The organism is Cognatiyoonia sediminum, from assembly GCF_900129845.1.
GTDB lineage: Bacteria > Pseudomonadota > Alphaproteobacteria > Rhodobacterales > Rhodobacteraceae > Cognatiyoonia > Cognatiyoonia sediminum.
Genome location: NZ_FQXB01000001.1, coordinates 1,424,914 through 1,438,547 on the forward strand (window position 1 = coordinate 1,424,914; position 13,634 = coordinate 1,438,547).

Annotated in this window: 12 protein-coding genes and 1 pseudogene; 6 read left to right on the forward strand and 7 right to left on the reverse strand. The window is 54.6% G+C overall.

Going from position 1 to position 13,634, the window contains the following annotated elements; all coding sequences use genetic code 11:
* Nucleotides 1–171: 171 nt before the first annotated feature.
* The 6 genes from BUA85_RS07125 (at nt 172) to BUA85_RS07150 (ending at nt 6,670) form a co-directional block, all read left to right on the forward strand.
* On the forward strand, nt 172–1,167 hold the full coding sequence (locus BUA85_RS07125; protein WP_072900128.1) for a BMP family lipoprotein: 996 nt from the start codon (nt 172–174) through the stop codon (nt 1,165–1,167).
* A gap of 80 nt (nt 1,168–1,247) precedes the next feature.
* Nucleotides 1,248–2,783 (forward strand): ABC transporter ATP-binding protein, encoded by a 1,536-nt coding sequence (locus tag BUA85_RS07130; RefSeq protein ID WP_072900129.1) that lies wholly within the window; start codon nt 1,248–1,250, stop codon nt 2,781–2,783.
* Nucleotides 2,783–3,883: an ABC transporter permease gene (locus tag BUA85_RS07135; protein WP_072900130.1), complete on the forward strand. Its 1,101-nt coding sequence runs from the start codon at nt 2,783–2,785 to the stop codon at nt 3,881–3,883. The genes BUA85_RS07130 and BUA85_RS07135 overlap by 1 nt, the downstream gene beginning before the upstream one ends.
* A 3-nt stretch (nt 3,884–3,886) precedes the next feature.
* Entirely contained in the window at nt 3,887–4,855 is a 969-nt protein-coding gene (locus tag BUA85_RS07140; protein ID WP_072900131.1) for an ABC transporter permease, read from the forward strand.
* Between the two features lie 154 nt (nt 4,856–5,009).
* The gene (locus BUA85_RS07145) at nt 5,010–5,924 is read left to right on the forward strand and encodes a sulfite exporter TauE/SafE family protein (protein ID WP_072900132.1); all 915 of its coding nucleotides are present in this window, start codon (nt 5,010–5,012) and stop codon (nt 5,922–5,924) included.
* A complete protein-coding gene (locus BUA85_RS07150) occupies nt 5,924–6,670 on the forward strand; it encodes a TIGR02186 family protein (RefSeq protein WP_072900133.1) in 747 nt (248 codons plus the stop codon). The genes BUA85_RS07145 and BUA85_RS07150 overlap by 1 nt, the downstream gene beginning before the upstream one ends.
* Nucleotides 6,671–6,672: 2 nt before the next feature.
* On the opposite strand, the gene BUA85_RS07155 is transcribed toward BUA85_RS07150, so the two are convergent.
* The 7 genes and pseudogenes from BUA85_RS07155 to BUA85_RS07185 all read right to left on the reverse strand — a co-directional run bounded on the left by BUA85_RS07155 (nt 6,673) and on the right by BUA85_RS07185 (nt 13,575).
* Nucleotides 6,673–7,401 carry an SDR family oxidoreductase gene (locus BUA85_RS07155; protein ID WP_072900134.1) on the reverse strand — a complete coding sequence of 243 codons (729 nt, stop codon included), beginning with the start codon at nt 7,399–7,401 and terminating at the stop codon, nt 6,673–6,675.
* Nucleotides 7,398–8,930, reverse strand: a complete 1,533-nt coding sequence (locus BUA85_RS07160) for an ATP-dependent DNA helicase (protein ID WP_072900135.1) — start codon at nt 8,928–8,930, stop codon at nt 7,398–7,400. The genes BUA85_RS07155 and BUA85_RS07160 overlap by 4 nt, the downstream gene beginning before the upstream one ends.
* Nucleotides 8,931–8,970: 40 nt before the next feature.
* Nucleotides 8,971–9,600: pseudogene (locus tag BUA85_RS07165) on the reverse strand (acyl-homoserine-lactone synthase).
* Nucleotides 9,601–9,685: 85 nt separating this feature from the next.
* A complete protein-coding gene (locus tag BUA85_RS07170) occupies nt 9,686–10,474 on the reverse strand; it encodes a helix-turn-helix transcriptional regulator (RefSeq protein WP_072900136.1) in 789 nt (262 codons plus the stop codon).
* Entirely contained in the window at nt 10,410–10,628 is a 219-nt protein-coding gene (locus BUA85_RS16775; RefSeq protein ID WP_072900137.1) for a hypothetical protein, read from the reverse strand. The genes BUA85_RS07170 and BUA85_RS16775 overlap by 65 nt, the downstream gene beginning before the upstream one ends.
* Before the next feature lie 147 nt (nt 10,629–10,775).
* Nucleotides 10,776–12,065, reverse strand: coding sequence for a crotonyl-CoA carboxylase/reductase (ccrA, locus tag BUA85_RS07180; protein WP_072900464.1), 1,290 nt, complete (start codon nt 12,063–12,065; stop codon nt 10,776–10,778).
* Nucleotides 12,066–12,186: 121 nt separating this feature from the next.
* Complete coding sequence (locus BUA85_RS07185; protein ID WP_072900138.1) at nt 12,187–13,575, reverse strand: 1-acyl-sn-glycerol-3-phosphate acyltransferase; 1,389 nt, start codon at nt 13,573–13,575, stop codon at nt 12,187–12,189.
* Between the last annotated feature and the right edge of the window lie 59 nt (nt 13,576–13,634).

Sequence of the window (13,634 nt, forward strand, 5' to 3'; positions counted from 1 at the left end):
TTTTCCTGTGGAAAACAACGTAAACCCCGCCTGAATCACGAAAAAGCTGTTGACCCCCGCCGCCTGTCGTTGCCTTATCGTACGATGATCCGACGCCGTCGGCTCGCTTGTATGGGGGTGACAAGCGCTTGTGTTGTACTCACCCCCCAACATTCGACTTGGGAGAGACCAATGACATTCATGAAAAAAATGATGAGCGCTACTGCCGCGCTGGCCCTGACAGCAGGTGCTGCAGCCGCAGACCCAGCGATCGTCTTTGACCTTGGTGGTAAATTCGACAAATCCTTCAACGAATCCGCATTTAATGGCGCGATGCGTTGGGCCGAAGAAACAGGCGGTTCCTTCGCAGAAGTTGAACTGCAATCAGACGCTCAGCGTGAGCAAGCTCTGCGCCGCTTTGCAGAGTCAGGCGCAAACCCAATCGTTATGGCTGGTTTCGCATTCGCTACTGCTCTGAACGAAGTGGCCGCAGACTACCCTGACACGAAATTCGTTATCATCGATATGGTTGTCGATCAGCCAAACGTCCGCTCTGTTGTCTTCAACGAGCACGAAGGTTCGTACCTCGTTGGCATGCTTGCCGCGATGGCTTCCGAATCCGGCACTGTCTCCTTTGTCGGCGGCATGGACATTCCGCTGATCCGTAAATTCGCATGTGGCTACGCACAGGGTGTAAAAGCAGTGAATGCTGACGCAACAATCGTGGCAAACATGACAGGCACAACACCTGCCGCTTGGAACGACCCGGTTAAAGGTTCTGAGCTCACGCTGGCACAGATCAGCCAAGGTTCTGACGTTGTATTTGCTGCTGCTGGCGGTACAGGTGTAGGCGTTCTTCAAACAGCTGCAGACAACAACATCCTCTCCATCGGCGTTGACGCAAACCAGAACTACCTGCACCCAGGTCAGGTTCTGACATCCATGCTCAAGCGCGTCGATAATGCTGTTTACGAAGCATTCTCTGCAGGCGTTGACGTGGAAACTGGCTTTAACGCGATGGGTGTAGCGAACGAAGGTGTTGGCTATGCACTAGATGAGTTCAACGCTGAACTTGTGACTGCAGAAATGGCTGAGATGGTTGATGCCGCAGCCGCGTCAATCGCAGCTGGCGAGCTGGCAGTACACGACTACTCCAGCGACGAGACCTGCCCAGCGCTGGAATTCTAATCCGCGTTTTTTAGGCCTAAGATCATGGGCCGCGTCTGAGGTAAGGCGCGGCCCATTTCAATTTCAGACTTGGTGTTTTCATGTCCGAGACCGCACCCGCGATTGAGCTAAAAGGCATCTCCAAAGCCTTTGGCCCCGTTCAAGCCAACAAAGACATCTCCATCCGCGTCATGCCCGGAACGATCCATGGGATCATCGGCGAAAATGGCGCTGGGAAATCGACCCTCATGTCGATTTTGTACGGGTTCTATAAGGCCGACGCCGGCGAGATTTGGATTTCGGGGCAGAAAACCACAATTCCTGATAGCCAAGCTGCGATTGCCGCCGGCATTGGTATGGTGTTCCAGCACTTCAAACTGGTCGAAAATTTTACGGTACTCGAGAACGTCGTTCTTGGTGCCGAAGACGGTGCCCTCCTCCGCCCATCGCTGGCCAAAGCGCGGCGAGAGTTGAAGGCACTGGCCGAGGAGTATGAACTCAACGTTGATCCAGACGCTCTGATTGAAGACATCGGCGTGGGCATGCAGCAACGCGTGGAAATCCTCAAAGCGCTTTATCGTCAGGCCGACATCCTGATCCTGGACGAACCAACCGGTGTTTTGACACCAGCCGAGGCCGACCAGTTGTTCCGTATCCTTGAGCGTCTCAAAGAAGAAGGTAAGACAATCATCCTCATCACGCATAAGCTGCGGGAGATTATGGACACGACGGACACGGTGTCGGTGATGCGGCGCGGTGAGATGACCGCAACTGTCAAAACTTCTGAGACGTCCCCCCCAGAATTGGCCGAACTTATGGTCGGTCGGAAAGTCTTGTTGCGGGTTGAGAAGAAACCAGCCGAGGTTGGCGACAAAATCCTTGAAGTTCAAAATCTTAACGTCACTGACGAAAAAGGCGTTCACCGCGTTAAAGACGTGAGCTTTGATGTTAAGGCCGGTGAAATTCTTGGTATTGCGGGCGTCGCAGGGAATGGCCAATCTGAGCTGCTCGAAGTGCTTGGCGGCTATGAAAAAGCCACGGGATCGATCAAGGTCAACGGTCAAGAGATCGACCTGACCGGCGCCAAATCTGACGGCCGCAGTCGCCGCGAACGCGGGATCAGCCACGTTCCAGAAGATCGCCAGTCCGAAGGGCTGATCATGGACTATATGGCTTGGGAAAACGTCGCCTTCGGTTATCACCACGATGATCGCTATAACAAAGGCATCCGTATGGACAACGCCGCCATCCGCGCCGATACCGAGGCCAAGATGGAACGATTTGACGTGCGCCCGCCAAACCCGAAGCTGGCGGCCAAAAGCTTTTCTGGCGGCAACCAGCAGAAAATCGTTCTGGCGCGAGAAATCGAACGAAATCCAGATCTTTTGCTGATTGGCCAACCCACGCGGGGGGTCGATATTGGGGCTATCGAATTCATTCACCAGCAAATTGTCGCCTTGCGCGATCAAGGCAAAGCGATCTTGCTGGTCTCCGTTGAATTGGAAGAAATCCTCTCCCTCTCAGACCGCATCGCTGTGATGTTTGACGGGCGGATTATGGGTGAACGGATGCCGGACCAGACCGATGAAAAAGAACTTGGCCTGCTGATGGCCGGTATGACGAAGGGGGCCGCGTAATGGATGTGATGCCAAAATGGGCCGAAGTGGTCCTCGTCCCGCTGATCAGCCTCCTTCTCGCTTCGATTCTGTCGGCCATCGTCATCCTTGCCATCGGTGAAAATCCTTGGGATGCGCTAATGCTGATGATCGACGGCGCGCTCGGATCAACCTATGGATGGGGTTACACGCTCTATTACGCCACCAACTTCATCTTTACCGGCCTCGCTGTCGCCATCGCGTTTCATGCGCGGATGTTTAACATCGGTGGTGAAGGGCAAGCCATGCTAGGCGGTTTGGGTGTTGCTCTTGTGTGTCTCTATATTCCTTGGCCCCACTGGTCTTTGGCGTTGCTCGGCGCGTCCGTTTCTGCGGCTATTTTTGGCGCAGCATGGGCCACCATCCCAGCGTTCCTACAAGCCAAGCGCGGCAGCCACATCGTGATCACCACGATCATGTTCAACTTTATCGCCGCTGCCCTACTGAACTTCTTGCTCATCGGCGCACTCAAGCCGACAGGCTCTATGGAACCAGCGACCGGAAAATTCCCTGAAACGACCCATCTGCCTTCATTCCAAGACATGTTCTCGACTGCCGACAACGTCATGTTCCGCGGCGCGCCTGCAAACATAAGTTTCTTTGTCGCCGTAGCCGCCTGTTTTGCCCTCTGGTTCCTGATCTGGCGCACGCGCTTAGGATATGAAATCCGCGCCTTCGGTCACTCTGAAAGTGCTGCGAAATACGCAGGCATTAGCCCAACCAAAATCATCATGATCGCGATGATGATCTCCGGTGCGCTGGCAGGAATGATGGCGATTAACAACGTGATGGGCGAAGCTGAACGGCTGGTTCTGAACGCAGTAGAAGGCGCTGGTTTCATCGGCATCGCCGTGGCGCTTATGGGCCGCAGCCATCCCTTTGGCGTTTTCCTAGCTGCTCTGCTTTTTGGGTTCCTCTACCAAGGTGGCGCAGAACTGGCGCTATGGACGTCGATCCCGCGTGAACTCATCGTCGTGATCCAAGCGCTTGTGATCCTCTTTACAGGCGCGCTGGACAATATGGTTCGGATGCCATTGGAACGTATTTTCCTCGCCTTCCGAAAACCAGCGAAGGGGGCTTAAGTCATGGATCTGCTGACCATCCTCCAAATCCTCGACAGCTCCGTCCGTCTTGCTGTGCCGCTTCTATTGGCTTGTCTTGCTGGTCTCTATTCCGAACGCGCCGGTATTTTCGATATCGGCCTTGAAGGAAAGATGCTCGCGGCCGCCTTCATGGCCGCAGCCATCGCTTATACCTCAGGCAGCGCATGGGTTGGCCTTTTGGCCGGGATCGGTGCCTCTCTCGTTCTCTCAGCAGTTCATGGTGTGGCGTCGATCACATTCCGAGGCAACCAACTGATCTCAGGTGTTGCGATCAATTTCCTTGCCGCTGGCCTGACGGTTGTCATTGCGCAAAGCTGGTTTGCACAAGGGGGCCGGACTCCAACGCTCCAAGGCGATGCACGATTTGAACCGATTACGCTTCCCTTTGCGGAAAGCCTGCAAAGCGTCCCTGTGATTGGCCCGATTTACTATGAATTGATCTCCGGTCACTCGGTCTTGGTCTACATCGCGTTCCTTCTAGTCCCGCTCACATGGTGGGTGCTCTACCGTACACGCTTTGGCTTGCGCCTGCGGGCTGTCGGAGAAAACCCTGCCTCGGTCGATACCGCTGGTATCTCTGTTGTCCAACTGCGCTATATCGCTGTGATCATCTGTGGCGTTCTCTGTGGCCTCGCGGGAGCCTACCTCTCGACCGCACTGCAAGCAGGCTTCACCAAGGACATGAGCGCCGGACGCGGTTTTATCGCACTCGCCGCTTTGATCTTTGCGAAGTGGCGCCCTTGGCACGCGCTCTACGCAACTCTGCTTTTCGGCTTCCTGCAAGCCCTGGCACTGCGCCCTGACCTTCTGGAAAACACACTTGGCTTCAAGGTGAACGGACAGCTGCTCGATGCGCTGCCTTACATCTTAACGGTGGTTATTCTGGCAGGGTTCGTTGGCAAAGCCATCCCTCCGCGTGCAGGTGGGGAACCCTACGTCAAGGAAAGATAGCAAAGGCTTCTTAGAACCAGTTGCCGCAACGGATTAAGTCCAAAGGGGCGGTTTATGCTGCAAACGCAGAAAAAACCGCCTCTAGGGGTTTGACACGACGCCTAGAAAGGTGCTGATACGCGTCAGCAGCATCTGAGTCTGCGGGACAAGCCCAATGCAAATCTACCTTCCTATCGCCGAAATTTCGGTGAATGCCTTCCTGCTTTTCGGCCTCGGCGGAATTGTTGGCATTTTGTCGGGTATGTTTGGCGTTGGTGGCGGTTTCCTCATGACACCGCTTTTGTTCTTTATCGGCATTCCACCCGCGGTCGCCGTTGCGACCGAAGCCAACCAAATCGTGGCGTCCTCATTCTCCGGCGTGCTCGCGCACCTTAAAAGAAAAACGGTCGACCTGCGTATGGGAACGGTCCTTCTAATCGGAGGTTTGATTGGTGCAGCTTTGGGTGTGTTGATCTTCAACTACCTGAAATCCCTTGGACAGGTCGATCTGCTGGTCCGGCTCTGCTACGTCGTGTTCCTTGGCATCATCGGCAGCTTGATGTTTGTCGAAAGCCTCAACGCGATCCGCCAAACCAACACGCCAGGTGCCGCTCCAAAACGACGACGCCATAACTGGGTGCATAACCTTCCCTTCAAAATGAAGTTCCGCGTGTCTGGGCTTTATATCTCAGTCATTCCACCAGTTCTGGTTGGTATTTGCGTTGGCATCCTCGCGGCCATCATGGGCGTCGGCGGAGGGTTCATCATGGTTCCGGCCATGATCTATCTGCTCGGAATGCCCACAAAAGTCGTTGTCGGCACCTCACTCTTTCAGATCATCTTCGTTACCGCGTTCACTACGATGTTGCACGCTACGACGAACTATACAGTCGACATCGTGCTGGCCGTATTGCTGCTGGTCGGTGGCGTGATCGGCGCGCAAATCGGCACACGAATTGGCGTCCATCTAAAAGCGGAACAACTGCGCATTCTATTGGCTCTAATGGTCATCGCCGTCTGTGGTAAGCTCGCACTGGATTTGATCCTGCAGCCGTCGGAACGCTATTCCATCGGAACGGGAGGCCACTGATGCTACGCCTTCTCGCCCTGCTCCTTGTGCTTGCAATCCCCTTACAAGCAGAAGAAATCGTTTCAGACCTCAGCCAAGATGAAGTGTCGATCAACGCCACCTTTGACGGCTCCGATATCCTTGTCTTCGGCGCCATCCGCCGCGATGCGCCAGAACCAGAAGGCGAACTTGGCGTCATCATCACCGTCGCGGGCCCCGACCAACACGTCACAATCCGGCGCAAAGAACGCAAGTTTGGCATCTGGGTAAACTCCGACGAGGTCGAGATCGAGCAAGCGCCATCCTTCTATGCGGTTGCGAGCAACGCCCCACTCGAAGACATCTTGCGGCCCTCAGAAGACCTCAAAAACCGTGTCACAACCTCCCAAGCCGTGCGGCAGGTCGGTGCAAACGTGCTCGACAGCGGTAGTTTCGCTAAGGCCCTTGTGCGGATCAAAAGCGATCAGGATTTGTACCAGCTGAACGAAGGTGCAGTGAGCCTCTCAGAAGACACGCTCTTTAGCACCTCGATCGAGATGCCCGCCAACTTGACCGAAGGTGACTACGCAACACGCATCATGCTCACCCGCGATGGCACTATCGTGGATACCCATGAAACGGTGATCCCAGTACAGAAAGTCGGGATCGAGCGCTTGCTCTACAACATGTCGCGCGAAAACGCCTTCTGGTACGGGATCATGTCGTTGGCCATCGCGATCGCGGCCGGATGGTTGGCCTCAGCTGCGTTTAGCCTGATACGGCGCTAGGGCTACCCGCGCCCGATGTAGGGCATCTGCGTCGCCATCAACGTCTGGAACTGCACATTGGCGTTGAGCGGCAGGTTCGCCATCGACAGCACCGCATCCGCGACCAATTGCACGTCCATCATCGGCGGCGGCGCATCACCGTTCTCCACCGCCCGCCGCGCCAATTCGCGCAACATATCGGTTTCAGCGTTGCCTATATCAATCTGGCCGCACGCGATGTTGAAGGGCCGCCCATCCAGTGAAATCGTCCGCGTGAGGCCCGTGACACCATGCTTTGTCGCCGTGTAGGTTATCGAACCCTCTCTCGGCACATGTGCGGAAATAGAGCCGTTGTTGATGATCCGCCCCCCTTGAGGGTCTTGCCTGCGCATCTGCCTGAAGGCCGCGCGTGCAGCGAGAAACATGCCGGTCAAATTCACGTCCACCGCCGACTGCCAATCGTCCAGCGAAATCTCATCGACAGGCGCAGCAGACGTAAAAATGCCCGCGTTGTTGAAAAGAACGTCCAAATGATTGGTTTTCGCAATCAATGCCTCGAACGCCGCTTCAACGTCCGTTTCTTTTGTGACATCGCCCGTCAAAACGACAGCATTCTTGCGCCCCTGCGCGACCTCCTGCAAAGCCGCTTCGCGCCGCGCCATAAGCCCAACGATCCAACCCTCTGCCAGAAACGTTTCTGCCACTGCACGCCCAATCCCGCCACTGGCGCCTGTCACCATGATCGTCTTCATATCTGCTCCTCCGCCGATAAGGTCAGCTCCGCCGCAGGTGCGCGTAGATCATCAACCGTGAGTGGCCCTTCCGGCCGCCCCAGCCGATTGCGCACGACCCAGCGCAATTGGTTTTCTGCCCGCGTTATCGCCACATATGCCAATCGCTTCCACAACGGTTGACCCGCCTCGACCCGTCCCATGCGACTGGCCGCATAAATATCAGGCGCAAACACCTGCACAGTATCCCATTGCGACCCTTGGGCCTTGTGGATGGTGACTGCCGCCCCGTGCAAAAATGTGGCACCCATACGCGCCGCAAAAGGAATGAAGGGCTCCTCATCCCCTTCCTGTTCGATCTTTACGATGGACGCGGCGCTCACTTGCGGGTCTTCCGCACCGAAAACATGAAGGCGAGAAAATCCCGGCTTGCGCCCCGGCCCAAGGTAGATGACCTGCGCCCCCTTGGTTAGTCCACGCGCCTCCAAGTCCAGCCGTTTCTTGCGGTGCTTCATTGGCAATTCGATCCCGTCGCAAATCAACGGTTCGCCTTCCAGCAACTCGTCCTCTGGCGCATTATAAGCCGCGCGGAAGGCGTGGATTAATCTTATCCGCGTCGCATTGCGCCAAACCAAAGCGGGGGAACGCGCCATCAGGCCTGCCTCGACCCGCTGTGCGAGAACAACCCGTTCATCGCGTTCAGCGGCTTCTGTCACCATCCGCTCAAACCCATAGAAATCGAGCTGCGGGTCGGCCAACGCATGGGCCAAATCCAAGATCGGGTTGTCTGCATCCTGTCGATGGACGCGGTTCAATTTCAACACGCGGTTTTCGAGTAAGGTCTCAAACACCATACCACCCTCGGATTGAACCGGCGGGAGCTGCGCTGGATCACCAAACAACAGAAGCGTCGGGAAAATCTCCTGCAAATCCTCGAACTGCTTCTTATCCAGCATCGAACTTTCGTCGATGAACCCGATATCCAACGGCTCCTCGCGCCGTTTCCAGCCCGTAATGAAATCGCTGCCCCGCAGCCCCGCCGCCGCCAAGGCCGCGGGAATGGATTTGTTCTGCTGATAGGACGCAAACGCCCGATCAAGGGCTACATCTGTCAGCCCTTCAATCTCTGGCTTGTCGCCTTGCCCGGCCAACCATTCGGCGATCTTTTCGTATTCAGGATCATAAACGGGCGTGTAAAGAATTCGGTGGATCGTCGTCGCGGGCACACCTCGATTACGCAACACGCTCGCCGCTTTGTTCGTTGGTGCAAGGATCGCGAGGGTGCGCCTGTCCTTCTTCTTGCGCCCCTCCCAATCGCCAGAAATTACATCCACACCCGCTTCTTCCAAAGCTCGGTAAAGCTCTGCCAACAACAGAGTTTTGCCCGAGCCCGCCTTTCCTACAACAGCCAAAACGGACGAAGCATCGGAGCGTGACGGTTGCAGCAAACTCTCATCCAGATCGACGCCCGATTGCCTCAAAACAACCGCTATGTCGTCCCAAGCAGCCGCCTGATCTTCGGAAAATGAAATCGCGTTATGAGCTGTCATGGCGGGACACTACCCGCCCGCGAGAGTGGCTGCCAGAGGATCAGGCGGCGATTGACAACTTAATTGGTCGCCCAAACGAACGCTCGAACCACGCTTCGGAAATTTCTGATGAAATTCCTGCGCGACGCAACACGCGGCGCCGATCTTCATCGCGGTAAGACCACAACCCCACGCTGACTTTATCGCGCCCGTGGCCATCGCTTCCGATAACTTAGGGCGCCGTCCCGATCATATTGTAAATTCTCACCATGCGCGCATCAAAAACGCCAAGCACATGACTTAGTCCAAAGGCGCGCACCAACTCCCCACCGGCAACAGACAGCAAAGCTGCCGTGCGAGAATTCGCATCTGGCGATAAGCAAAATCGGGTACATTCCCAAATGAATGGTGACATTATCTGAGCATCGGCGAGGTGAGAAAAATGATCATTCACCATTGTCCGCCCCGTCGTTGGCAAGAAACGCATAGAGCCGCCATGTCGACCGCCGGGTGTTTCCCAAATCAGATAGAGCGGATTCAATGCGTCGCATTCATCCCGCTCCCACCCAATTTCATCAACAGCGACGTCCCAACCTAGTCGTTGTTTGAATTGTATAGCTCGGTCACGGTGCATCGTGTCTTGAAGCGTTGGGTAGTTGTGTATCTCATCGCCATAGACAAACCTGATCATCTGTATCCCTCCAAAGGTTCAACGCCTTTGAAAGGTGGCTGTGTTAACTAAGAAACCGGTTAACGAACCGTCCGGTCCTTAAAATTCAACCCACTTTCTCTATGAGAGCCTCATCTTTGCCGGGCCATTTACTTTCTTCGACCAGAACGGTTCCACCCATCAAAATTTGCCCCTCGCTGAGCGCCCTAGCAACGGCGTGGGTTGTGTTGAGAGCACCCAATTTCGCGCGAGCACTTTCGATATAGGCACGAAGCGTATGTTCAGAAATCGACAACATATCAGCGACTTGCCCACGACCGTACCCCATTGCCAGGTAGGTCAAGCTGTCAACCTCACGAGGTGAAAGTGGTCTGCTCGGCTTCTGCTTTCCGCCGTCTTTAACTTCTAGCGCCTTCTGATTCAGATAGTGGGCGACGAGAATAATGTCGCGCTGATAGGTCATCGTTAGGTCTGCCCAGCGATTGTCGGAGCATGTGTGCGACACTGTAAAGAGTGCGAATTGTCCATTCGGCCCCCGGATCGGAACCGAATACCCTTGGTTGCCAACTCCAAAGTCAATCGCATCCTTTCGAAATTGCCGCGCGGATTTTGAAGACCAGTCCAGCCTTTTCCAGTCAACAGGATGAAACCGCTGAAAACAGCCAAGAATAACCGGATGTACCCGCAGATAGTCCTTGTCAATGTAATGTTGGACCCAACTTGGCGGGTAACTCCCAAAGCCAAATTGTTCGCCGTCCGCGCTGACCCAATGGTAAACAACGTGGTCTACGCCGAACCAATCGCGCAGTCCGACAACCCAGTTTTGAATTTCAGCAAAGTCCTTTTTGCGCCCCAACTCCCGTAAAGAGCGCTCGATTGTGTTGGCTATCACCATTTGGCACCAAAGATTTCTCTTCGGATGTCGCCGCGATTTCGACCGATGCCACCTTCGTGGTTTGCGCCAATTGATCCGTGAGCAGTTGCAGATCGTTGTCTTGGGCAAAGGACCTTAAATCGGTCAACACGTCGAGTATCCACTTATGTCCCATAGTCAGCCTCCGGCGAATTAGTTAACGAACTATTAACAACCTATGGCAGCATTGATAACTTTTTGATGGCTATTCACAACTTCGCCCTCCCCAGAAATAGGGAGGGCGAAAATTGCTAACAGTCGGGAAATGCTAGAAGGAAGAATTTCAGCGCTTCGATACGGCGATTGTATCCTCAAGCGTGCGCAAGCCCGTTTGTGTGGCCTGAACCAAGACAGACATGTTGCCTGGCTTATGCTCATTCTTACGCATCTTGATATGCGCATCAGGGATTTCGTCCCACTTGAAACACTCAGACATGCAAGGATCCAAACGCTGCTCCAGCATCAGCTGGTTGGCCGCACTCGCCTGTTGCAAGGTGGCGAAGTGGCTGCCCTGCAAACGCTTCTGGTGCATCCACATGTAACGCGCGTCCACTGTAAGGTTATACCCCGATGTGCCCGCACAGATCACAACCATGCCGCCTCGCTTCACAACAAAGCTAGAGACAGGGAAGGTTGCTTCACCAGGGTGCTCAAACACCATATCAACGTTGTTGCCTTTTCCGGTGATCTCCCAGATCGCTTTGCCGAATTTCCGAACTTCCGAGAACCACTTGTTGTATTCCTCGGTGTTGACCTCAGGCAATTGCCCCCAGCAATCGAAATCCTTCCGGTTCAACACGCCCTTGGCGCCCAGCGACATCACAAAGTCACGCTTGTCTTCATCGCTGATAACACCGATCGCATTGGCGCCTGCGGTGTTGATCAACTGGATCGCGTAAGATCCCAAGCCACCGGACGCGCCCCAAACAAGGACATTCTGACCCGGCTTTAGCTCATGCGGGTGATGGCCGAACAACATGCGATACGCTGTTGCAAGCGTCAGCGTGTAGCAGGCGGCTTCTTCCCATGTCAGATGCTTCGGACGATGCATCAACTGCTGAGACTGCACACATGTGAACTGCGCAAAAGACCCATCAGGTGTTTCATAGCCCCAAATCCGCTGGGTTGGAGACATCATCGGATCACCGCCGTTACAATGCTCGTCATCGCCATCGTCTTGGTTACAATGAATGACAACTTCGTCGCCGACTTTCCAGCGCTTCACCTTATCACCAACCGCCCAAACGATGCCGGATGCGTCAGAGCCTGCAATGTGAAAGTCTGCTTTGTGAACGTCGAACGGGCTAATCGGAATGCCCAAGCCAGCCCAGACGCCATTATAATTCACACCTGCGGCCATAACGAGAACCAAAACCTCGTTGCTGTCCGGCTTTGGCACATCAACAACTTCGATCTGGAACGCCTTATCAGGCTCGCCATGACGTTCGCGCCGGATCGTCCATGCGTACATTTGTTCTGGCACATGACCCATTGGGGGCATTTCGCCAACTTCATAAAGGTCTTTTTGAGGGGCGTCATAGACGTGAATGTCTGCGTTTTGATCCAAGGCCATCGGGGTCACCATCGCTGAGGTTTCTCTAAAATTGCCGCACCGCAGAATCGGCGCTTCATCGACTTAATATTCGACGCAAGAGTAACTTTGCAACCCTGTGATTGCATTTTTTGTAATTTAATTACTTTGCAATCGCAGAAATTTCGACCTCTTCAGCGAAATGATGTGCAATGGATCGCGCATAATACTCTAAAACTGGCCGTCCCAGTTCTGTCGCAACAATCTGACCGCCATTTCTTGTGACTATCTTGCGCCGTTCAAGGCGCTTTAAAATATCATTCACGAGTTCAGTTGCTTCCCGTTTCGGGCGCGGCATCGATTTACTCTTCAGCATGTCAAGTTTCTGTTCAACAAACCGCACAATGTCGGCTTCGGAATCGGGCTCATCCGAAAGGATGGCTGAAGCCACCAAAGGTGCGGAAAGAACCGGTACGACATCACGAATACGGTTCATGAGTTCATCTGCGACCGCTTCTGTCAGTACGTCGTCTTCAAACTTCCCGCGATACTCACGCAGAGACAAGGGCGTCCCGAATCCCACAGATGCGGTTCCGTAGCCTCGCGCCTGTCTCGTTATCAAACGCCAGAAATATCCGAACGTTCCACCCAAAGCGGTCATCACGGGCGGCCGGAATCGCCGCACCCCAGTGATATCCGCTTTTACAAGAAACTGGTCTTCCAAGACTCGATCATAGTTCAAACCAACCGGCACAAAAACAACGTCCCGCTTGTCTGGATCATTGCCCTCAACAATGTAGTTGAGCAAACCCAGCTTCGGCTCACCAACCGCTCCCGTCAAACTCAATCCACCCTCAGGGAACATCGCCTGCGTGACGCCACCGTCCGTTGCCATTTGCACATATCGTGCCAAAACAGCCCTATATAAACGGCCACGAGACTTACGCCGGATAAAGTAGGCCCCCAGCATCTTGATCAGTGAACTCAGCGGCCAAATCCGCGCCCACTCCCCAACCGCATAAGACAAGGCACCGGCGCGGCTGACCAAATAGGTGACCAACACGTAGTCCATGTTGCTTCTGTGGTTCATTACAAAGACCACCGTCGCGTCCTTATCCACGCTTTCGAGCGTTTCGCGATCGAACGCACCCAGTCGAATGCGATACAGCGACCGGCTAATCCACTTCGCCAGTCGCATACCCACGGTGAAATACAAGGTAGCGGAAAAGCTGGGGACGATCTCACGCGCGTAGCGTTCGGCAGTCTCGAAGGCGACGTTTTCGGGTACGTCATGCGAGTCCGCGTACTCCACCACAGCCTCTGCAATTGACGGATCGTAAATCAGCCGCTGGATCATGTCGTGACGCTTGGCGAGTTTAAACGGCTCGATTGGTCGTTGCAGTCTCGTGTTCAATTTCGCGACGAGCCGCTCCGCCCGTTTGCGAAAAAACCAACGCACTGATGGAAACAAGAAATGCGATGCAAGCGTCACCGCCGCGAAAAGCACCAAAAGTACAAAGGCCCACAGCGGCATGGTGATAGGTTGCGTCATCAGGCAACACTGCCACCGAAAACAGAAATGGTAAATCCCGTCATGCCGCAACGCAGCGA